The organism is Rhodoferax sp. XS2R6, from assembly GCF_056521365.1.
The window spans coordinates 1066325-1085441 of record NZ_JBWMAY010000001.1 but is presented as its reverse complement, the minus strand read 5'-3'; the positions used below and the strand labels follow the sequence as shown (position 1 = coordinate 1085441).

20 protein-coding genes and 1 riboswitch are annotated in these 19117 nt (G+C 60.7%); of the genes, 10 read left to right on the top strand and 10 right to left on the bottom strand.

Translation table 11 applies throughout. The features are described 5' to 3' along the window. Position 1: 1 nt before the first annotated feature. From gspI to gspG, 3 genes are read right to left on the bottom strand one after another with little or no spacing between them, the layout of a single operon-like run. Positions 2–370, bottom strand: a complete 369-nt coding sequence (gene gspI, locus AC097A_RS05205; RefSeq protein WP_105261274.1) for a type II secretion system minor pseudopilin GspI — start codon at positions 368–370, stop codon at positions 2–4. Beyond that, entirely contained in the window at positions 367–801 is a 435-nt protein-coding gene (locus tag AC097A_RS05200; protein ID WP_479620017.1) for a prepilin-type N-terminal cleavage/methylation domain-containing protein, read from the bottom strand. Before AC097A_RS05200 ends, gspI begins: the two co-directional genes overlap by 4 nt. Positions 802–820: 19 nt before the next feature. After that, the gene (gene gspG / locus AC097A_RS05195; protein ID WP_479620202.1) at positions 821–1252 is read right to left on the bottom strand and encodes a type II secretion system major pseudopilin GspG; all 432 of its coding nucleotides are present in this window, start codon (positions 1250–1252) and stop codon (positions 821–823) included. Positions 1253–1325: 73 nt separating this feature from the next. Here gspG and AC097A_RS05190 point away from each other — a divergent pair, with 73 nt between their 5' ends. After that, positions 1326–1787, top strand: coding sequence for a type II secretion system protein N (locus AC097A_RS05190; RefSeq protein WP_479620016.1), 462 nt, complete (start codon positions 1326–1328; stop codon positions 1785–1787). Positions 1788–1826: 39 nt separating this feature from the next. On the opposite strand, the gene ilvA is transcribed toward AC097A_RS05190, so the two are convergent. Then, a complete protein-coding gene (gene ilvA, locus AC097A_RS05185) occupies positions 1827–3449 on the bottom strand; it encodes a threonine ammonia-lyase, biosynthetic (protein WP_315493730.1) in 1623 nt (540 codons plus the stop codon). A gap of 124 nt (positions 3450–3573) precedes the next feature. On the opposite strand from ilvA, the gene AC097A_RS05180 reads away from it, so the two are divergent. Further along, positions 3574–4023 (top strand): OsmC family protein, encoded by a 450-nt coding sequence (locus tag AC097A_RS05180; protein WP_105261515.1) that lies wholly within the window; start codon positions 3574–3576, stop codon positions 4021–4023. Positions 4024–4029: 6 nt separating this feature from the next. On the opposite strand, the gene coq7 is transcribed toward AC097A_RS05180, so the two are convergent. After that, the gene (gene coq7 / locus AC097A_RS05175; RefSeq protein WP_479620015.1) at positions 4030–4647 is read right to left on the bottom strand and encodes a 2-polyprenyl-3-methyl-6-methoxy-1,4-benzoquinone monooxygenase; all 618 of its coding nucleotides are present in this window, start codon (positions 4645–4647) and stop codon (positions 4030–4032) included. Between the two features lie 241 nt (positions 4648–4888). Here coq7 and AC097A_RS05170 point away from each other — a divergent pair, with 241 nt between their 5' ends. Beyond that, positions 4889–5830 (top strand): porin, encoded by a 942-nt coding sequence (locus tag AC097A_RS05170; protein WP_479620014.1) that lies wholly within the window; start codon positions 4889–4891, stop codon positions 5828–5830. Between the two features lie 302 nt (positions 5831–6132). Next, positions 6133–7221, top strand: coding sequence for a porin (locus AC097A_RS05165; RefSeq protein WP_479620013.1), 1089 nt, complete (start codon positions 6133–6135; stop codon positions 7219–7221). A 114-nt stretch (positions 7222–7335) separates the two neighbouring features. Here AC097A_RS05165 and AC097A_RS05160 read toward each other — a convergent pair whose 3' ends face one another. Both AC097A_RS05160 and zwf read right to left on the bottom strand, forming a co-directional pair. Further along, positions 7336–8184 carry a MurR/RpiR family transcriptional regulator gene (locus tag AC097A_RS05160; RefSeq protein ID WP_105261266.1) on the bottom strand — a complete coding sequence of 283 codons (849 nt, stop codon included), beginning with the start codon at positions 8182–8184 and terminating at the stop codon, positions 7336–7338. Between the two features lie 68 nt (positions 8185–8252). Then, the gene (zwf, locus tag AC097A_RS05155; RefSeq protein WP_479620012.1) at positions 8253–9719 is read right to left on the bottom strand and encodes a glucose-6-phosphate dehydrogenase; all 1467 of its coding nucleotides are present in this window, start codon (positions 9717–9719) and stop codon (positions 8253–8255) included. Positions 9720–9861: 142 nt separating this feature from the next. Between zwf and tal the strand changes: the two genes are divergently transcribed. The 4 genes from tal (at position 9862) to AC097A_RS05135 (ending at position 14465) form a co-directional block, all read left to right on the top strand. Next, complete coding sequence (gene tal, locus AC097A_RS05150; RefSeq protein WP_479620011.1) at positions 9862–10809, top strand: transaldolase; 948 nt, start codon at positions 9862–9864, stop codon at positions 10807–10809. A 48-nt stretch (positions 10810–10857) separates the two neighbouring features. Further along, positions 10858–12426 (top strand): glucose-6-phosphate isomerase, encoded by a 1569-nt coding sequence (gene pgi, locus AC097A_RS05145; RefSeq protein ID WP_479620010.1) that lies wholly within the window; start codon positions 10858–10860, stop codon positions 12424–12426. 141 nt (positions 12427–12567) lie between these two features. After that, entirely contained in the window at positions 12568–13818 is a 1251-nt protein-coding gene (locus tag AC097A_RS05140; RefSeq protein ID WP_479620009.1) for a winged helix-turn-helix domain-containing protein, read from the top strand. Next, positions 13815–14465 carry an HAD family hydrolase gene (locus tag AC097A_RS05135; protein WP_479620008.1) on the top strand — a complete coding sequence of 217 codons (651 nt, stop codon included), beginning with the start codon at positions 13815–13817 and terminating at the stop codon, positions 14463–14465. The genes AC097A_RS05140 and AC097A_RS05135 overlap by 4 nt, the downstream gene beginning before the upstream one ends. Before the next feature lie 225 nt (positions 14466–14690). Here AC097A_RS05135 and groL read toward each other — a convergent pair whose 3' ends face one another. The 3 genes from groL to AC097A_RS05120 all read right to left on the bottom strand — a co-directional run bounded on the left by groL (position 14691) and on the right by AC097A_RS05120 (position 17327). Next, on the bottom strand, positions 14691–16337 hold the full coding sequence (gene groL / locus AC097A_RS05130) for a chaperonin GroEL (protein WP_479620007.1): 1647 nt from the start codon (positions 16335–16337) through the stop codon (positions 14691–14693). A gap of 166 nt (positions 16338–16503) precedes the next feature. Next, positions 16504–16794, bottom strand: a complete 291-nt coding sequence (gene groES / locus AC097A_RS05125; RefSeq protein WP_105261259.1) for a co-chaperone GroES — start codon at positions 16792–16794, stop codon at positions 16504–16506. A 251-nt stretch (positions 16795–17045) separates the two neighbouring features. Then, positions 17046–17327, bottom strand: a complete 282-nt coding sequence (locus tag AC097A_RS05120; protein ID WP_105261258.1) for a hypothetical protein — start codon at positions 17325–17327, stop codon at positions 17046–17048. Between the two features lie 188 nt (positions 17328–17515). Here AC097A_RS05120 and AC097A_RS05115 point away from each other — a divergent pair, with 188 nt between their 5' ends. Further along, the gene (locus AC097A_RS05115) at positions 17516–18490 is read left to right on the top strand and encodes a tripartite tricarboxylate transporter substrate-binding protein (protein WP_315848881.1); all 975 of its coding nucleotides are present in this window, start codon (positions 17516–17518) and stop codon (positions 18488–18490) included. Positions 18491–18528: 38 nt separating this feature from the next. After that, a riboswitch (cyclic di-GMP riboswitch) is annotated at positions 18529–18620 on the top strand. A 57-nt stretch (positions 18621–18677) separates the two neighbouring features. Beyond that, positions 18678–19115, top strand: a complete 438-nt coding sequence (locus AC097A_RS05110) for a hypothetical protein (RefSeq protein WP_479620006.1) — start codon at positions 18678–18680, stop codon at positions 19113–19115. Positions 19116–19117: the final 2 nt, after the last annotated feature.

Below are 19117 nucleotides of genomic sequence, written 5' to 3'. Positions count from 1 at the left end.
GTCAGAAGCGCCCCACCACGGTGCTGAGTTGCAGCAGCGGCGTGCCATCGCGCGCCAAGCGTGCCTCCACGCGGCGGAAGTTGGGGTTGGGCGTGGTCTGCACCAGCAGGCGCAGCTCCAGCACGCGGCCGGCCTGCTCGCAGGGGCGGGTGCTGTCACTCACATCGGGCAGTTGCTGGGATAGGCGTACCTGGGCCAGCGCGTTTTCGGCGCACAGCTGGGCCAGCAGCCGGTCGGCCTGGCGCTCGGCGTTGCGCGTGAGGGACGAGGTGGCTTGCAAGCCGGCCAGCAGGGTGACCGCCACGATGGCCAGCGCCACCAGGACTTCCACCAGCGTGAAGCCCGCCATGGGCCGGTGGCGGGTGGTCATGGCGCGGTGTTCTGCACGGCAAACGGCCGCAGACCATCGGTGGCCACCCACAGGCTGCGTGTGGGCGTGTCCTGCAACCACAGCCGCACCTGTTGGGCGCCAATGAGGGGTTCTGGGCCCAGCACTACGGGAGCGCTGCTGTGGGCCTGGGTTTCGGGGTGCTGCCAGGTGGTGGGCAGTGCGGCTGCGCCAGCTGCCGATCCATCGAACACAAACCCTTGGGGTGTCACGCGCCAGCGCAGGGGCACACCGCTGGCGCGGGACTGGGCGCGGCCAGACTCCAGCAGGGCGGCCAGGCGCTGGGCCTCGCGGTCCAGGCGGGTACGCGAGGCATCCTGCAGGCTGAACGCGACACCGGCCGAGGCGATGGCGACGATGGCCACCACGACGAGCAGTTCGAGCAGGGTGAAGCCTGTGGCGCGCCGGGGCATAGGGTGCGCGGCGGTGGCCCTACCAGTTGCCGATGTCAGCGTTTTTGTCTTCGCCACTGGGCTGGCCATCGGCGCCCAGGCTCAATACATCAATCTCGCCCTTGAGACCGGGGTTCATGTACAGGTAGGGGCGTCCCCAGGGGTCGTTGGGCAGCTTGTCCACATAGGGGCGCCAGTTGGGTGGCACCACCCCTGCCGTGGGCTTTGTCGCCAGGGCTTGCAGGCCTTGTTCGCTGCTGGGGTAGCGTTGGTTGTCCAGCTTGTAGAGCTTGAGCGCCTGGCCCAGGTTGGCAATGTCGGTTTTAGCGGCGGTCACGCGGGCGTCGTCGGCACGGTCCAGCACATTGGGCACGATGAGCGCAGCCAACACGCCGATGATGACCAGCACCACCATCAGCTCGATGAGGGTGAAGCCCCGCGTGGGGATGCGTGAAGGTGACAAGTTGCGCATGGCTGGTGGTGGTGAAAGGGTGGAGGCGGGGCACACAGGGTGCGAGGGCTTGGCTTCCATGATAATGCGCCGCATGGCATTGTCTGTAACCCTTGGTACATCGCTGTGGCCAGCCCGCTTGGCGGCGCTGCTGCTGTCGGCCGCTGCGGCGGCCAGTGCGGCGTATTGGGGGCTCAAGCTCACTGGCCCGGCCCCCGGCCCGGCCGTGGTGGCGGTGCAAGCGCCCGAGGCGGCGCTGGACACCGGTCTGGTGGCGCGTGCGCTGGGTGGTTCTGGCGCTGGGCTTGGTGTGGCTGCTGCGGGTGCGCCGCTGGCCGTGGCCGAGTCGGCACGCTTCGTCCTGGTGGGGGTGGTGGGCCAGCAGGCGGGCGGCGCTGCCCTGATTGGGGTGGACGGCAAGGCGGCCAAACCGGTGGCGGTGGGCGCTGCCGTGGCCGACGGCTGGACGCTGCGCGCGGTGCAGGGCCGCAGCGCCACGCTGGAACGCAGCGGTGCCCAGCTGCTATTGGAGCTGCCGCCGCGCGTTAAGGGTTAAATCAGGCCCTAACCCGCATGGAATATGCGCGAGCAGCTATCATTTTTGTAAAAACATCCGGTACACCGGGTTGTCGGTTTCTTCCACATAGGGGTAACCCAGCGTCTCCAGAAACTGCGCGAAGGCCCGGTCGTCCGCCTTGGGGACTTGCAGGCCCACCAGAATGCGACCGTAGTCCGCGCCCTGGTTGCGGTAGTGGAACAGGCTGATGTTCCAGCCCGGGCGCATCAGGCTCAAAAACTTCATCAGGGCGCCAGGTCGCTCTGGGAACACAAAACGCAGCAGGCGTTCGTCCTGCGCCAGGCTGGAGATGCCGCCCACCATGTGGCGGATGTGTTCTTTGGCCAGCTCGTCGTGCGTGAGGTCCAGGGTTTTGAACCCGTGTTTCTCGAAGTTCTTGGCCACCTTGGCCGACTCGCCCTTGCCCTGCGTGCTCAGGCCCACAAACACATGGGCCTTGGCCGCATCGCTGATGCGGTAGTTGAACTCGGTCACATTGCGCGTGCCGCCGGGCAACTCGCCAATCAACTCGCAAAAGCGCTTGAAGCTGCCGCGCTCCTCAGGGATGGTCACGGCAAACAGTGCTTCACGTTCTTCACCCACTTCGGCCCGCTCGGCCACAAAACGCAGCCGGTCGAAGTTCATATTCGCACCGCACAAGATGGCGGCGTAGGTCTCACCCTTGGTCTTGTGGGTAGCCACGTACTGCTTGATGGCCGCCACCGCCAAGGCGCCCGCGGGCTCCACGATAGAGCGGGTGTCGATAAAGATGTCCTTGATGGCCGCGCACACCGCGTCAGTGTCCACGGTGACGTAATCGTCCACCAGGTCGCTGGCAATGCGGAAGGTTTCTTCGCCCACCAGCTTCACAGCGGTGCCGTCGGAGAACAGGCCTACGTCCGGCAAGGTCACGCGTTGCTTGGCGCCCACCGACTGGATCATGGCGTTGGAGTCGTTCATCTGTACGCCGATGACCTTGACGCCTGGCGCCACGGCCTTGATGTAGTTGGCCACTCCCGAGATCAGGCCGCCGCCGCCAATCGCCACAAACACGGCGTCAATGCCAGGGCCGGTTTTGCTGCCGGTTTTGTGGCCGGACTTGGCCGCCTTGTCGGCGCCCAGGGTCTGCACTTGGCGCATGATTTCCATGGCCACTGTGCCCTGGCCGGCAATCACGTCCGGGTCGTCAAACGGGTGTACAAAGGTTAGGCCCTCTTTGGCCTGCAAGGTCACGGCGTGGCCATACGCGTCGGAGTAGCTTTCGCCAAACAGCACCACCTCGCCACCAAAACCACGCACCGCGTCCACCTTGAGCTGGGGTGTGGTGGTTGGCATCACGATGACTGCGCGCACGCCCATGCGGCTGGCCGACAGGGCCACGCCCTGGGCATGGTTGCCGGCAGACGCACAAATCACACCTTTCGCAATCTGCTCTGGCGGCATCTGCGCCATCTTGTTGTAGGCGCCGCGCAGCTTGAAGCTGCGCACGGGTTGCTGGTCTTCACGCTTAAACAGCACGGTGTTGTGCAGGCGGCGGCTCAGGGCGCGTGCTGGTTCCAGGGCTGTCTCGCTGGCCACGTCGTACACGCGGGCGGTCAGAATCTTCTTGAGGTAGTCCGCCGGGGTGAGGTGGGGGGTTGGGGTCGGTTTGGGAGAACTCACGGGGCTACACTCCGGTATGAATATGCGAAAACGCAATTAACCAGCTCCGCGCGGGGCTGTTTAATTGCATTGTAGCGAACTATTTTTGGCCCCGCGCGGGGCAATTTAATGAAGGATGAACACCATGGAATGCACAGTGAGCTGGACCGGCGGCTTGAATACCCGCTCTGGCATGGGTTTTGTGGCTGAGACGGGCAGCGGCCACACCTTGATGATGGATGGCGCGCCGGATGCGGCCAAGCCCGAAAACGGCGGCCAAAACTTGGCGCCCCGCCCGCTGGAAACCGTGCTGGCCGGCACCGGTGGCTGCACCGCCTATGACGTGGTGCTGATTTTGAAGCGTGGCCGCCACGATGTGCAGGGCTGCACCGTCAAGCTCACGGCCGAACGCGCTGAGGTGGATCCCAAAGTGTTCACCAAAATCCACATGCAGTTCACCGTGACTGGCAAAGGCATTCCCGCCAGCGCCGTGGAGCGCGCCATTGCCATGAGCCACGAAAAATACTGTTCTGCCAGCATCATGCTGGGCAAAACCGCCGAAATTACGACCGGGTTTGACCTGGTCGAGGCGTAAACAGTCCTAGATCCGCTCCGCCACTGTGGTCATTACCTTGGCGGCGGCGCGCATCATGTCTTTGACGGGTTGCGGCAAATCTGCGGCACCGGCTTCTTCTGCTTCATGCGCGTGGCGCAACTCGTCATCGTGCATTTGCGCCACGATGGCGCGTGAGGCGTGGTCACCTTCGGGCAGCAACTCCAGGTGACTTTGCAGGTGGGCGCCCACCTGTTTCTCGGTTTCCACCACAAAGCCCAGGCTGATAGCGTCACCCATGCGGCCTGCCAGCAGCCCCAGGCCAAAAGCGCCCGCGTACCACAGGGGGTTCAACAAGGAGGGGCGAGAGCCTAGTTCCTTGAGCCGCTGCGCGGTCCAGGCCAGATGGTCGGTTTCTTCTGTGCAGGCTTGGGTGAAGTGCTCGCGCAACGCCTTGTTAGGCGTTGCCAGGGCCTGCGCTGTATAGAGTGCCTGTGCGCAGACTTCACCCACGTGGTTCACGCGCATCAGTCCCGCTGCTTTGCGTTTCTCGGTGTCCGTCAGCTGCGTTGCATGCTCAGCTACGGTGGGGCAGGGGGTGGCGGCATGTGGCTGTGCAAACAGGGTGCGCAGGGCTGTATCTGCAGCGGTGAAGAGTGCGTCCATTGGGTGCTTTCCAGTATGGGGAGAGTCTACCGGGGATGACGTTAAGGTGAGCTGGATGACAGTCAAACAATTTGTTGCAACCCAACAACGGTAACTCGTAGGAACCCTAATATTTCAGGCTTTTCCTTTGCCAAACGCCCCCCCGTCTGGTGCAATACATCCAACTTCCTGAATAGGAGGTTGGCCCGGAGTTCCGAACAATCGGTCCGGAGCTCTATGTTTAACCTTGGAGTATTTCTACATGAAAAAGACCCTCATCGCTTTGGCCGTTCTGGCTGCTTCCGGCGCTTCTTTCGCTCAAGTTTCGATCACTGGCGAATACGCTTACGGTTGGAACACATCCAACTCCAGCACTGGTGTTGAAAAGTCCGGCTTGGGCGTGGACACATCCTTCGTCAAGTTCGCTGCTTCCGAAGATTTGGGCGGTGGCCTGAAGGCTTCTGCTGAAATGTCTTTGGACGGTTTCACGCGTGGTGCTGCTAACGGCGGCGACAACTCCCTGACCTTGGAAGGTGGCTTCGGCAAAATCAAGATGGCTAACGACAAGGGCGCTGACTACCTGTCGTCCGTGATCGGTGGCATTGCTGGCTTCGATGGCAAGGTTTTTGGTGCTCGCACCATCAACGACTCCGTTGCTTACACATCGCCCTCCTTCGGTGGCTTGACTTTCGGTCTGTCGCACACTGAAAACGCTTCTGGTGCTGGTTTGGGTGTTGGTTCCGCCAGCAACAACGATCAGCGTAGCAACAGCTTCACCGCTTCTTATGCAGCCGGCCCTTTGGCTGTGACTGGTGCTTTGACTTCTTGGGATAACCAAGATACAGATTTGGTCAAGCCAGACAATGCAAAGACCCGTGCACGCGCTAAGGGCTCTTACGACTTCGGCGCATTCAAGTTGGGCGCTGGTGTTGTGCAAGTTCAACGCAATAAGGGCACTACTACTGAGTCCATCTTGGCTGTGACTGCACCTTTGGGTGCTTTGACACTGGGCTTCGACGTTGCTAACTCCAAGCGTGATGGCACTGGTGCAGCTGCTACCGACGTGACTAAGTCTGGTTACGGCTTGAAGGCTGTCTACTCCCTGAGCAAGCGTACATCTTTGGTTGGTGCTTACACCAACTGGGATGAGGGCGGTACACAGCGTGCAAACCTGACAGAACTGTTGGTTTCCCACACTTTCTAATCTGACGCTGGCGTAAGCCAGTTTGAGATTCTTAAAGTAAAACCCGCCGTAGCAATACGGCGGGTTTTTTAATGTCTTTTGTTTTTAAAACCACAATGTGGAAAGATATGTGATGTTGGTGCTAATACAACAAAATGCACTTTTTAGCACGGTCGTCTATTTTTTGTCGCCTCAATTACATGACGCGAATGTGAATTTTTGTTTCAATACAAGCTACTTCTGAATCAAGAAGTAGGAGTTGCAGGTTGGGTTTCCGTAACCTTGGCTTGCTTACCATCTAACTCAAACTGAAGAGACATTTCATGAAAAAATCACTCATCGCTTTAGCCGTTCTGGCTGCTTCTGGCGCTTCCTTCGCGCAAGTGACTATCACTGGTAACTACACCTATGGTTTCAAGTCCAGCTACACAGCGCCAAACTCTGGTACTGCTTTGCAACAAGGTATTCAAACTGTTACGCAGGCCTTGGCTGGTGGTAGCGGTGGCAATGCCGTTGGTGAAGCCTCTGGCTTTGGCGTTGACACATCGCTGGTGACATTTACCGCCAAAGAAGATCTTGGCGGCGGCATGAGTGTTGCGGCAGAAATGAGCCTTGATGGTTTCACCCGTGGCGCTGCCTCGGGCGGCGATTCTTCTTTGAAATTGACAACCTCCGTAGGTCGTCTGACATTGCAAACTTACAAGCCTGTTGACTATCTGTCGGGTGGTATCTCTGGCGTGGGCGGTGTGGGCATGGATAACAAGGTGTTTCCCTCTCGTGGTTTGAAAGAAGGTGTCGGCTTTGACACCAAACTTGGTCCAGTGTTTGTCGGTTTTGCACATTTGGAACAAGCTTCTGTAAGCTCCAGCACTACACCTGGTGTCGGTATTGGTTTGGGTGTTGGTGCTGCTGGTGCCGCAAGTACCACAGGCCAGCGCCTTAACAGCCTCTCCGCTACATACGTAGGTGGTGCATTGATCGCGAACGTGAACTACTTGGTGTACGACGGCCGTACAGACAATGTGAACACTTCTTACAAAGATGTGATTCGCACCGCTGCTTCTTATGATTTTGGCGTTGCCAAATTGGGCGGTGGCGTGTCTGTGTTGACAACAACAGGTGGCTCTACACTGACTGATTCTATGATCGCTGTGTCTGTGCCGTTGGGAGCCTTGACTTTGGGTGCAAACTTTGCCCAAGAAACCTCTGCTGGCACTATTGCACAAACCTTCTCTGGACCTCTGCCACTCACGGCTGGACAGTTGGATCAGACACGTAACGGTTATGGCTTGTCCGCCACTTACGCTTTGAGCAAGCGTACCAGCTTGATTGCCAGCTATGCCAATTGGCTATCTGCCGTAGGCAAGGATCGCAACAACGAAACCAACTTGTTGATTTCCCATTCCTTCTAATCTAGCGCTGGCGTAAGCCAGTGGCTTGATGTGATGAAAAAAGCCCCGCTGCAGCAATGCAGCGGGGCTTTTTATTGGTTACTCTGCGTTTACCTTACGACAAGCGCTTCCGGATCAAGCGTAGCGTTTATTTCGTAAGTTATGCTTCATCTCGCGCAGCAAAGGCTGCAGCTTGTTGCTGCCAATGCGCAGGGCGACGCAGGTGGCGAGGATGTCGATGATCATCAGGTGCAGCAGGCGTGAGACCATGGGGCTGTAGCGGTCGAAGCCTTCGGGGTGGTCGGCGCTCAGGTGGATGTGGCCGGCGCTGGCCAGGGGGGAGCCGCTGGCGGTGATGACGATGGTGGTTGCGCCGTTTTTACGGGCAATGTCGCAGGCGTCCATGAGGTCTCGGGTGCGGCCGGAATTGCTGATGACGACCACACAGTCGCCAGGGCCCAGGATGGAGGCACTCATCACCTGCATATGGCCGTCGCTGTATGCGGTGGTGTTGATACCCAGACGGAAGAACTTGTGTTGCGCGTCTTGCGCCACGATGCCGGAATTACCGACACCAAAGAACTGGATTTGCCGGCCCGCACCGTAGGCGTCTACCAGTGCCAACACGGCTTTTTCAATCGCCATCGTGGATGCATCGTTGCGATATTTGAGGAAGGCGGCCACCGTGTTGTCGATGACTTTGACCATGACATCGCCCGTCTTGTCGTCCGTGTCCACACTGCGGTGGATGAAAGGCACACCTTCGTTCACAGTGCCTGCCAGCTTCAGTTTGAAATCCGAGAGGCCGTCGTAACCCACGCTACGGCAAAACCGCACCACGGTAGGTTTGCTCACATGGGCGCGGTCGGCCAGTTCACTGACAGGCAGCTTGGCAAACGCCCGGGGGTCGGCCAGGCACAACTTGCCCACCCGTTGTTCGGCGGGGGCTAGCGATGGCAATGAGGCTTTGATTCGGTCCAACATAGTCACAGTTCCTCAGGCAAGCAGCCTGTGGCGGAAAGCCACAGCACTGCTGTTCACAATTCATCAGTTCAAGACTCTTCGCTCCAGCAGAAGCCGTCGCGCGCAATCATGGCGCTGGAAGCGCTGGGCCCCCAAGTGCCTGCCGCATAGAGACGCGGGCCCTGTGTGTCTGCAGCCCAATGCTCCAGCATGGGTTCAACCCAGCGCCAGGCCTCTTCTTGTTCATCACTGCGCACAAACAGGTTCAGTCGGCCGTCAATCACATCCAGCAGCAGGCGCTCATAGGCACCCACGCGCTCAGAACCGAATCGTTTGTCAAAGTCCAGGTCCAGTTGCACGGGCGCCAGTGTTTGCGAGGCCGCAGTCCGCGACTGGCGGTTGTCCTGGCCCTGGGCCAGCAAGTGCAGCTCCAGGCCGTCTTTGGGTTGCAAGTTGATGATCAAGCGGTTGGCGGCGCCTTCGTTGGAGTCGTAGATCGCGTGCGGTGTCGGACGGAAGTTGATGACGATGCGCGCATCGCGACCCGCGAGGCGCTTGCCGGTGCGGATGTAGAAGGGCACGCCGGCCCAGCGCCAGTTGGCGATCTCGGTACGCAGGGCGACAAAGGTCTCGGTATTGCTCTGTGGATTCACGCCGGTCTCTTCGCGGTAGCCCGGTACCTTGTTGCCACCGCTGGTGCCCGCCGAATATTGGCCACGTACGACATCCTGTTTCAAGGTCTCTGATGTCCAGGGCTTGAGCGAGCGCAGCACCTTGAGCTTCTCATCACGGATGGCATCTGCGTGGGAGTTGATAGGCGGCTCCATGGCGATTGCGCACAGCAGTTGCAGCGCATGGTTTTGCACCATGTCGCGCAAGGCACCGGTGGTCTCGTAGAACGCGCCACGGCTTTCCACGCCCAGGTCTTCCGCGATGGTGATCTGGATGTTGGCGATATGCTCACGGCGCCACAGGGGTTCAAACAAGGCGTTGCCGAAGCGCATGGCAAACAGGTTTTGTACCGAGGGCTTGCCCAGGTAGTGGTCGATGCGGAAGATCTGCTTTTCTTCAAAGAACTGGCGCACGGTTTGGTTGATCGCGCGGTTCGAGGCCAGGTCATGACCCAGTGGTTTTTCCAGCACCACGCGGGTTTTGGGCGTGTTCAGACCCGCGGCGGCCAGCTGCTCGCACACATTGGTGAACAGGCTGGGCGCGGTGGCCACGTAGATCACCACGCTGTCGGCGTTGCGTGCGTTCAGTGTTTCGGCCAAGGCCGCGTAGTCGTCGGGCTTGGACAGGTCCATGCGCTGGAACTCAAGGATGGCCGCAAAGCGGGCAAACTCTTCGGCACTGGGGCGCTTGGCCAGCTCCACTTTTTCGAAGCGGGACTGGATCAAATCGCGGTATTGCTCGTGGCTGAGGTTGTCACGGCCTACGCCGATAATGCGTCCACCTTCCGGCAGGGAGCCATGGCGAAACGCCTGAAACAACGCGGGCATCAACTTGCGCCAGGCCAAATCGCCGGTGCCGCCAAACATGACTAGATCAAAGCTCATAAGACAGGTGGTACGTTTAAGAGTTACATGAAAGATGACGTTGTAATGTAACTTTGTTTCATTGATAATTCAAGGGGACAAGCCACAACACGTTGCTGGTTTACCCCTAGTCTTCAACCTTGGCCTTTGGCCCGCGCCCTCCATGAACCAACTCGACGCACTCAAACAATTCACCACCGTGGTGGCTGACACCGGCGACTTCAAGCAGCTGGACGCCTTCAAACCCCAAGACGCGACCACCAACCCGTCGCTGATCCTGAAGGCGGTGCAAAAGGCCGATTACGCCCCCTTGGTGAAAGACACGGTGAACCAGTTCCGCGACCGTCCCATGGACGAGATCGTGGACCGCCTGCTGGTGCGTTTTGGTTGCGAAATCCTCTCTATCATCCCCGGCCGCGTGTCTACCGAAGTGGACGCCCGCCTGAGCTTTGACACCAACGCCACCGTGGCGCGTGGCGAGCGTTTGATCGAGCTGTACCAGGCGCAAGGCATTCATTCGGACCGCGTGCTGATCAAGGTCGCTTCCACGTGGGAAGGCATCAAGGCCGCCGAGCAATTGGAGCGCAAGGGCATCCGCACCAACCTGACCCTGCTGTTCGCGTTCTGCCAGGCCGTGGCCTGCGGCCAGGCCAAGGTGCAGCTGATTTCCCCATTTGTCGGTCGTATCTACGACTGGTACAAAAAGAACGCCGGTGTTGCCTGGGTGGAAGCCGACAACACGCTGTCCAACGACCCCGGCGTGAAGTCCGTGGCGCAGATCTACAACTACTACAAGAAGTTCGGCATCAAAACCGAGGTGATGGGTGCCAGCTTCCGCAACGTGGGCCAGATCACGGCCCTAGCGGGTTGCGACTTGCTGACCATCAGCCCCGACCTGCTGGCCATCCTGGCCGCGACCGACGCGCCGCTGACCCAGGCCCTGAACGCCGACACGGCTAAAGACTTGGCGCTGGAACCCATCAGCTACGACGAAGCCAGCTTCCGCCTGGCGCTGAACAACGACGCCATGGCCACCGAGAAACTGGCCGAAGGCATCCGCGCGTTCTGCGTGGACGCTGTGAAGCTGGAGCAGCTGTTGCTGGCGGCTTGATACTTTGCGGGACAGACCTTCAGTTCTGTCCTCAACTGACTAAAGACTATGACACGTACCCGTTGTGACCGCACGCCCGCCTGGGGCGCTCTGCAAGCTGCTTATGACGCCACCGGCAAGGCGCTGGATGTGCGCGAGGCCTTCAAGGCTGACGCCCAGCGTTTTGGCCGCTTCAGCCAGGAGGCGCCCTATGTGTTTGCCGACCTGTCGAAGAACCGCATCGACGCGGCAACCGAAGCCCTGTTGTTCGACCTAGCGCGCCAAAGCGGCGTGCTGGAGCACCGCGACGCCATGTTCGCCGGCCAGAAGATCAACAACACCGAGCAGCGCGAGGTGTGGCACGTTCTGTTGCGAAATCCACCCGGAGCCCCCGTCAAATATGCGGGAGCAGCTACGGATTTCGTAGCGGGCGAGCAGGCTAAGGTGCACACCACGCTGGACGCCATGCTGGCCTACGCCGAGAAGGTGCGTGCTGATGCGGCCATCACCGATGTGGTGAACATAGGCATCGGCGGCTCCGACCTGGGCCCGCAAATGGCGGTGCTGGCGTTGGACGCGTTTGCCACCACCGGCAAGCGCCTGCACTTTGTGAGCAATGTGGACGGCCACGAGTTGGCCGCCAAGTTGCCCCACCTCAAAGTGGAAAGCACGGTCTTCCTGATCGCCAGCAAGACCTTCACCACCATCGAGACCATGACCAATGCCTCCTCGGCCAAGGCCTGGTTTGAGTCGCAGGGTGGCACCGACATTGCGCGCCACTTTGCCGCGCTGACCACCAATGTGCCCGCGGCCAATGCGTTTGGGATCACCACCACCTTTGGCTTCTGGGACTGGGTGGGCGGCCGTTACTCCATGTGGTCGGCCATTGGCCTGCCCTTGGCCATCGCCATTGGCGCAGCGGGCTTCCGCGAATTTTTGGCCGGTGCCCACGCGATGGACGAGCACTTCCGCACTGCGCCGCTGGAGAGCAATCTGCCGGTGCGCCTGGGCTTGCTGGACGTCTGGTACCGCAACTTCCACGGTTTCACCAGCCGCAGCATTGCGCCGTACCACAGCGCCCTGCGTCGTGTGCCGGCGTATTTGCAGCAGCTGGAGATGGAAAGCAATGGCAAGCGTGTGGACGCCTCGGGCGAAGCGTTGCCGTTTGGCACCTCGCCCGTGTTGTGGGGCGAGCCCGGCACCAACGGCCAGCACGCCTACTTCCAGATGCTGCACCAGGGGACCGATGTGGTGCCGATGGAGTTCATCGCCGTGAAAAAGGCGCGCCATGACCTCAAGGGCCACCAGCCGCTGTTGCTGGCCAATGTGCTGGCGCAAGCCCAGGCCCTGCTGCAGGGCAAGAGCGATGCCGGCGGCCACAAGCATTTCACGGGCAACCGCCCCAGCACTTTCTTGTTGCTGGACGACCTGACCCCGGCCGCGCTGGGCGCGCTGATTGCGTTGCAGGAGCACCGCGTGTTTGTCAGCGGCAGCCTGTGGGGCATCAACAGCTTTGACCAGTGGGGTGTGGAGCTGGGCAAGGTGCTGGCCAAGGAGATTGAGCCGCGCCTGGCTTCCGGTGATGTCACTGGGTTGGATGGTTCCACCGCCGGTTTGCTAGCGCGCCTGCGGAGCTGACCTTTTGCCTGTGCGTTGTCTGGCACTCGCACAGCACGCAGGCGCACGGCGGCGGGCTCATACTGCCAAACGCGCAGAAATCGCCCGCCACCGCGCCCCTGCATGCTGCGGGGCGTTGAGTGGCCTAGGCTCCATGCATCCATGAGCATTTCTCTCTCGCTTGCGCAAGCCCGCAACCTGCACCTCGCAGCGCAGGGCCTGCTGCAGCCGCCCACGCGGGCTGCCAAGTGCGCCGATGTGGCAGCCTGCATCCAGCGCATGGCGCTGCTGCAGATCGACACCATCCATGTGGTGTCGCGCAGCCCCTACCTCGTATTGCATTCGCGTCTGGGTGACTACCCGCGTGAATGGCTGGAAGAAACACTGGCTGCGGCCAAGGTGTTTGAAACCTGGGCGCACGAGGCCTGCTTTGCGCATATGGATGACTTGCATGTTCACCGCGCCTACAACCGGCATTCCCGCCAGCATTGGGGTGTTGCCAATGCACGCAAACAGGCCGCGGCGCAGCGCCCGCACCTGGACAAGCTGCTGGAGCACGTCCGTGCCAACGGCCCTGTGAAGTCGTCCGACTTTGAGCGGCCCGAGGGCAAGGGCGGTCCCTGGTGGGGCTGGAAGGACGAGAAGCGTTGGCTGGAAGCCCTGTTTGCGCTGGGCGAGCTGATGATTGCGCGGCGTGAGAACTTCCACCGCGTCTACGACCTCAGCGAACGCGTGGCGCCGCAGTTGCTGCAAGCCGTGGCCCACGCCAGCGAGGCCACGCTGTACGCCCATCTGATCGAAAGAGCCATCGCCGCGCTGGGCATCACCCAGGCGCGGTGGGTGAACGACTACTTCCGCACCAAGCCGCGCTTCAAGGATGTGGACCTGGACGCGCTGGTGGATGCTGGCAGCGTGCAGCGCGTGGCCGTGGAAGGTTGGGACGCACCCGGCTATGTGCACGCCAGCCATGCCGCACTGTTGAAAAAGGCCAGCGCCGGCAAGCTGCAGGCCACGCACACCGCGCTGCTCTCGCCGTTTGACCCCGTGGTGTGGGACCGCGAGCGCGCCTCGGTGCTGTTTGACTTTGACTACCGGCTGGAGTGCTACACGCCCGAAGAGAAGCGCGTGTACGGCTACTTTGTGCTGCCCATCCTCTGCCGCGGCGCACTGATTGGCCGGCTGGACGCCAAGGCGCATCGGGCCGAAGGCGTGTTTGAAGTACGTGCGCTCTATGCCCAGCCCGGCCTGGTGTGGACCGACGCTCACCTGACCGATGTGGCCCAGGCCATCCAGCGCAGTGCGGACTGGCACGGCACGCCGCAGGTGCGCATCACGCAGACCCAACCGGCCAAGCTGGCGGCCGCGCTGCGGCGCGCCCTCAAAAATCTGAAACTCGAAAGACCTGACGCATGAACGTGGTGTTTGACTTTGGCGCGGTGCTGTTCACCTGGCGCCCGGTGGATCTGGTGACCGAATGTTTTCCCGACCGCGCGCCCACGCCCGCACTGGCGGGCCATCTGGCGCACGAGGTGTTTGGCCATGCCGACTGGCAGGGGTTTGACCGCGGCGCAGTGACCATGCCCGAGGTGATTGACCGCACCGCGGCCCGCTTGGGGCTGGACCGCGCGGCGCTGACCACGCTGGTGGAAGGCATTGGTGAGCGCCTGGTGCCCATGCCCGATTCCATTGCGCTGCTGACCCGCCTGCACGCCCTGCGCGCCCAGCAGCAGGCCAACGGCGGCGAGCCGCTGAACTTGTATTTCCTGTCCAACATGCCCGTGCCTTACGCGCGCACGTTGGAGCGCCTGCACGCCTTTCTCCAGGACTTTGACGGCGGTATCTTCTCTGGCGATGTGCTGCTCATCAAACCCGAGCCCGCCATCTACCAGCTGCTGCAAACCCGCTACGCGCTGGGGCCGGCCAAGACCGTGTTCATCGACGACCTGCTGGGCAACATCGAGGCCGCGCAAGCCCAAGGCTGGCACGGCATTCACTTCAAAAATGCACAGCAAGTTACGCAGGCGCTGCAAGCCGCAGGTTTAAGCAAGATAGGCCTCTAGCCCCCGTAGATATTGCGCAAGCAGCTATTAAAAGCATAGTAATCCAGACGTAAAAAAACCCCGCAAGGCAAAACCTTGCGGGGTTTTTTTGTTGGGTTGCAGTCGAGAGCAATAACGCCACATCGACGCAGCATGAGGGTGCAGGGCAAGGCGCAAACGCGCTGACAGTACCTCTGGTACGGCAAGCGTTTGCAACGCCGCCATGCGCCCTCAGGCAAGGAGCAATTACATGCCCATGCCGCCCATGCCGCCCATACCACCCATATCAGGCATACCGCCGCCAGCAGCTTCTTCCTTCGGCGCTTCAGACACCATGCACTCGGTGGTCAGCATCAGGGATGCCACGGATGCCGCGTTTTGCAATGCAGTACGTGTCACCTTGGTGGGGTCCAGGATACCCATTTCGATCATGTCGCCGTAGGTGTCGTTGGCAGCGTTGAAGCCGTAGTTGCCCTTGCCGGCCAACACCGCGTTCACCACCACAGACGCTTCGCCACCGGCGTTGTACACGATCTCGCGCAGGGGGGCTTCGATGGCCTTCAACACCAGCTTGATACCGGCGTCTTGGTCAGCGTTGTCACCCTTGATGGCGCCAGCAGCTTGCTTGGCGCGCAGCAGAGCCACACCACCACCAGCCACAATGCCTTCTTCCACAGCCGCACGGGTCGCGTGCAGTGCGTCTTCAACACGGGCTTTCTTTTCTTTCATTTCGACTTCGGTAGCAGCGCCCACCTTGATCACGGCAACACCGCCAGCCAACTTGGCCACGCGCTCTTGCAGCTTTTCACGGTCGTAGTCAGACGTCGCTTCTTCGATTTGCACGCGCACTTGCTTGACGCGGGCTTCGATGTCAGCAGCAGCGCCTGCACCGTCGATGATGATGGTGTTTTCCTTGCCCACTTCCACGCGTTTGGCAGAACCCAGGTCAGCCAAAGTCACTTTTTCCAGGGTCAGGCCCACTTCTTCAGCGATAACCTTGCCACCGGTCAGGATGGCGATGTCTTCCAGCATGGCCTTGCGACGGTCGCCGAAGCCAGGAGCCTTCACAGCCACCACCTTCAGGATGCCGCGGATGGTGTTCACCACCAAAGTTGCCAGGGCTTCGCCTTCGACATCTTCAGCAATGATCAGCAGGGGACGGCCGGCCTTGGCGACTTGTTCCAGGGTAGGCAGCAGGTCACGAATGTTGCTGATCTTCTTGTCGAACAACAACACAAACGGGTTGTCCAGCAAGGCAGCTTGCTTTTCGGGGTTGTTGATGAAGTAGGGGGACAGGTAGCCGCGGTCGAATTGCATGCCTTCAACGACATCCAGTTCGTTTTGCAGAGACTTGCCGTCTTCCACGGTGATCACGCCTTCTTTGCCCACTTTGTCCATAGCGTTGGCGATGATTTCGCCAATGGAGGTGTCAGAGTTGGCGGAAATGGAACCCACTTGGGCGATTTCCTTGGAGGTGGTGGTGGGCTTGGAAGCCTTCTTCAGCTCTTCGATCAGGGCGATCACAGCCTTGTCGATACCGCGCTTCAGGTCCATGGGGTTCATGCCGGCGGCCACGTACTTCATGCCTTCGCGCACGATGGCTTGGGCCAGCACGGTAGCGGTCGTTGTACCGTCACCCGCGTTGTCAGACGTCTTGGAAGCAACTTCCTTGACCATCTGCGCGCCCATGTTTTGCAGCTTGTCTTTGAGTTCGATTTCCTTGGCCACGGACACACCGTCCTTGGTCACGGTGGGGGCGCCGAACGAGCGCTCCAGAACCACGTTACGGCCTTTGGGGCCCAGGGTCACTTTGACCGCGTTGGCCAAAATGTTCACGCCTTCAACCATGCGTGCGCGGGCTTCGCCGCCGAAAATTACGTCTTTTGCTGCCATGTTATGACTCCAATAATTTCAAAATTAAAAAGTGACTCGTTGTTGGGGAAGAAAGCGTAGCGAGCGGACGTCAGGCTAGGCGCACCGCGCGCAGCCACCGGAACGTACTTCTGTACGTGAGGATGGCGAGCACGGAGCAACGACGCATGGCGTTCGCGCAGTAGCTTTATTTCTCGACAACAGCGAACAGGTCGTCTTCTTTCATCACCAGCAGCTCGTCGCCGTCGATCTTCACGGTCTGGCCGGAGTACTTGCCGAACAACACGCGGTCACCGACCTTGACGGTCAAAGCCTTGGTTTCGCCCTTGTCGTTGGTCTTGCCGGGGCCTACAGCCAGCACTTCGCCTTGGTCAGGCTTCTCTGCAGCGTTGTCGGGGATGTAGATGCCGGAGGCAGTCTTGGTTTCGCTTTCGACGCGTTTGACGATCACGCGGTCTGCCAAAGGACGCAGTTTCATGAGGAATCTCCTAGGTTTTGAAACGAGAAAGGGAACAGGTGCCCACCCGGGGGCGAACACACATGAACTTGTAGGATGGGTGCTGTTAGCACTCCACACTAACGAGTGCTAATGATAAGGCCTTTTGTGGACGTTTCAAGGGCAGGGACTTTGATCCGGCCTTCCCTCTAGGGCCAGAAGTGCCACCATGCCGTGCTTGCAGGCATAAAAAAAGCGCCCTCAGGAGGACGCTTTCAGAGGCGGGGGGGCGATCAGATGTTGTGCGCAGCAATGGCCGCGCGTTCCACGCGGTCGGCCAGGGCGTACAAGTCTTGGGCAAAACCAGGGTCGGACGCTGCGGCATCGTCGGCCATGGCGCGCAATTGGCTGGCTTCGTCCAACTCCACGGGCGCCGTGGCTTGGCTCTGGAAAGCGGCTGCCCACAGGGCCACACTCAGGGCGCGTGCAGACACCAGCAGGTCGCGCAGTGCCTGGCCCACGCTGGGCTGTTGGGCGGGGGCGAAATGGGGGGTACGGATTGCAGTGCTGGCCATGGTGAAACCTCCAAAATGAACGATATTGCACTGCAGTATAGGGTAAACCCTAGGTTTCTTCAAGTGTGGTGTTGTGCTGGCCGCACACGGTGTGCGGGTATCCCGCAAGATGAAACTCTGGGCCTTGGGGCAGAATCGCCCGGCGCGGGGTCCAAGGCCCTTGCCCTCATTTTTCTGGAGAATTTGCCATGTTGTTGAAGAAGCTGTTGGTGTGGAGTCTGGTGTCTTTGGCGGCGGTGAACGTGGCCCATGCCCAAAACGCGGCCTACCCGAGCAAACCCATCCGCCTGATCATTCCGTTTCCTCCTGGCGGCGGCACTGACATCCTGTCCCGCCTGGTGGCACAAAAGCTGACCGAGGCCAACAAGTGGTCCGTGGTGCCCGACAACCGCGCCGGTGCAGGCGGCACCATCGGCATCACCGAGGCGGTGAAGGCGGCGCCCACGGGTTACGACATCGTGATGGGCCAAAAGGACAACCTGGTGGTGGGACCCTGGCTTTATGGCAACCTGCCCTGGGACCCGACCAAGGACCTGGTGGCCGTGGCCCATGTGGCTTACACCCCGGTGGTGATTGCCACCAGCGCCAATTCCAAGTTCAAGACCCTGGCCGATGTGGTGGCTGCGGCACGTGCCAACCCCGACACCATCACCTACGGTTCGCCCGGCAACGGCACCACCATCCACCTGGCCGGCCACCTGTTTGAGAAAGCCGCCAATATCAATATCCGCCACATCCCCTACAAGGGCTCCAACCCCGCGCTGATGGACGCGCTGGCGGGCAATGTGGACTTGCTGGTGTCCTCCGTGCCTTCGGCCATGGCCCAAATCAAGGCCGGCAAGCTGCGCCCCCTGGCCGTGACCTCGGCCGCGCGCAGCAGCTCCCTGCCCGATGTGCCCACCGTGGCCGAGTCGGGTTACAAAGACTTTGACGTGAGCACCTGGTATGGCCTGTTTGCGCCTGCTGGCACGCCGGCTGCCGTGGTCACCACGCTGAACACCGAGGTGAACAAGCTGTTGGCCAACCCCGAGGTCAAGGCCGCCATCCTGGCGCAGGGCGCCGAGCCCGTGGCCATGAAAGTGGACCAGTTCTCCACCCTGCTCAAGACTGACTACGCCAAGTGGAAAGGCATCGTGCAGGCCTCGGGCGCCAAAGTCGAGTAGCGTTTGACGCGCGATTTTTCTACAATCGCGCTTTAGCAAAAAAATCCGGGCAAACCTGCCGAGAGGCAGGGACGCAAAGCCTCCGGTCCCCGTCCGCGCTTTGCACGGAAGGGATAGCGGGGTTGCCAGCAGGGTTCCATTGCTGTGGCAATGCGTGTGCGCCTGGATCTGTACCAGGGAGCCGCGCATGAAACAAACCAAACCCTTTGGGCGGGCGTATTTGCCCGCCGCCAGTACCGCTGCATCTGCTGCCGTGGACGCTGAGGACGAGCCCAGCACCATTCTCGAAACCCATGCCGCCGGTGTGGAGCTGTTCAGCCTGGGGGCCGGCCATTTGCCACAGACCCCGCAGGTTCCTGCCGCGCCCTGGCGCAAGGCCGTACGGGATGCTTCCGCGCTCTTGGTGCTGGTGGTGGTGGCCTTGGTGATTTATGTGGGCATGCGCGACAGCTTGATGCTGGCCAATTTGCTGCAGCAAGTGTCAACAGAAGACACTGTGATGGTGTGCAAAGACGGCAAGGTGCAGTACGCCGACAACAGCATTGCCGACCGCCTGTTGGACCGCGGGCACTTTGTGTGCACAGAGTGGAAGGTCCAGCCCACCTTCATGCGGCTGCCGCGCTAGCT

Bases quoted from the DNA above. Each gene is read 5' to 3' on its own strand.
- gspG (WP_479620202.1), bottom strand. From the start codon at position 1,252: ATGCGCAACTTGTCACCTTCACGCATCCCCACGCGGGGCTTCACCCTC.
- tal (WP_479620011.1), top strand. From the start codon at position 9,862: ATGAACCAACTCGACGCACTCAAACAATTCACCACCGTGGTGGCTGAC.
- gspI (WP_105261274.1), bottom strand. From the start codon at position 370: ATGACCACCCGCCACCGGCCCATGGCGGGCTTCACGCTGGTGGAAGTC.
- AC097A_RS05190 (WP_479620016.1), top strand. From the start codon at position 1,326: ATGGCATTGTCTGTAACCCTTGGTACATCGCTGTGGCCAGCCCGCTTG.
- AC097A_RS05135 (WP_479620008.1), top strand. From the start codon at position 13,815: ATGAACGTGGTGTTTGACTTTGGCGCGGTGCTGTTCACCTGGCGCCCG.
- AC097A_RS05165 (WP_479620013.1), top strand. From the start codon at position 6,133: ATGAAAAAATCACTCATCGCTTTAGCCGTTCTGGCTGCTTCTGGCGCT.
- AC097A_RS05200 (WP_479620017.1), bottom strand. From the start codon at position 801: ATGCCCCGGCGCGCCACAGGCTTCACCCTGCTCGAACTGCTCGTCGTG.
- AC097A_RS05160 (WP_105261266.1), bottom strand. From the start codon at position 8,184: ATGTTGGACCGAATCAAAGCCTCATTGCCATCGCTAGCCCCCGCCGAA.
- pgi (WP_479620010.1), top strand. From the start codon at position 10,858: ATGACACGTACCCGTTGTGACCGCACGCCCGCCTGGGGCGCTCTGCAA.
- AC097A_RS05180 (WP_105261515.1), top strand. From the start codon at position 3,574: ATGGAATGCACAGTGAGCTGGACCGGCGGCTTGAATACCCGCTCTGGC.
- coq7 (WP_479620015.1), bottom strand. From the start codon at position 4,647: ATGGACGCACTCTTCACCGCTGCAGATACAGCCCTGCGCACCCTGTTT.
- groES (WP_105261259.1), bottom strand. From the start codon at position 16,794: ATGAAACTGCGTCCTTTGGCAGACCGCGTGATCGTCAAACGCGTCGAA.
- AC097A_RS05140 (WP_479620009.1), top strand. From the start codon at position 12,568: ATGAGCATTTCTCTCTCGCTTGCGCAAGCCCGCAACCTGCACCTCGCA.
- groL (WP_479620007.1), bottom strand. From the start codon at position 16,337: ATGGCAGCAAAAGACGTAATTTTCGGCGGCGAAGCCCGCGCACGCATG.
- zwf (WP_479620012.1), bottom strand. From the start codon at position 9,719: ATGAGCTTTGATCTAGTCATGTTTGGCGGCACCGGCGATTTGGCCTGG.
- AC097A_RS05120 (WP_105261258.1), bottom strand. From the start codon at position 17,327: ATGGCCAGCACTGCAATCCGTACCCCCCATTTCGCCCCCGCCCAACAG.
- AC097A_RS05170 (WP_479620014.1), top strand. From the start codon at position 4,889: ATGAAAAAGACCCTCATCGCTTTGGCCGTTCTGGCTGCTTCCGGCGCT.
- AC097A_RS05115 (WP_315848881.1), top strand. From the start codon at position 17,516: ATGTTGTTGAAGAAGCTGTTGGTGTGGAGTCTGGTGTCTTTGGCGGCG.
- AC097A_RS05110 (WP_479620006.1), top strand. From the start codon at position 18,678: ATGAAACAAACCAAACCCTTTGGGCGGGCGTATTTGCCCGCCGCCAGT.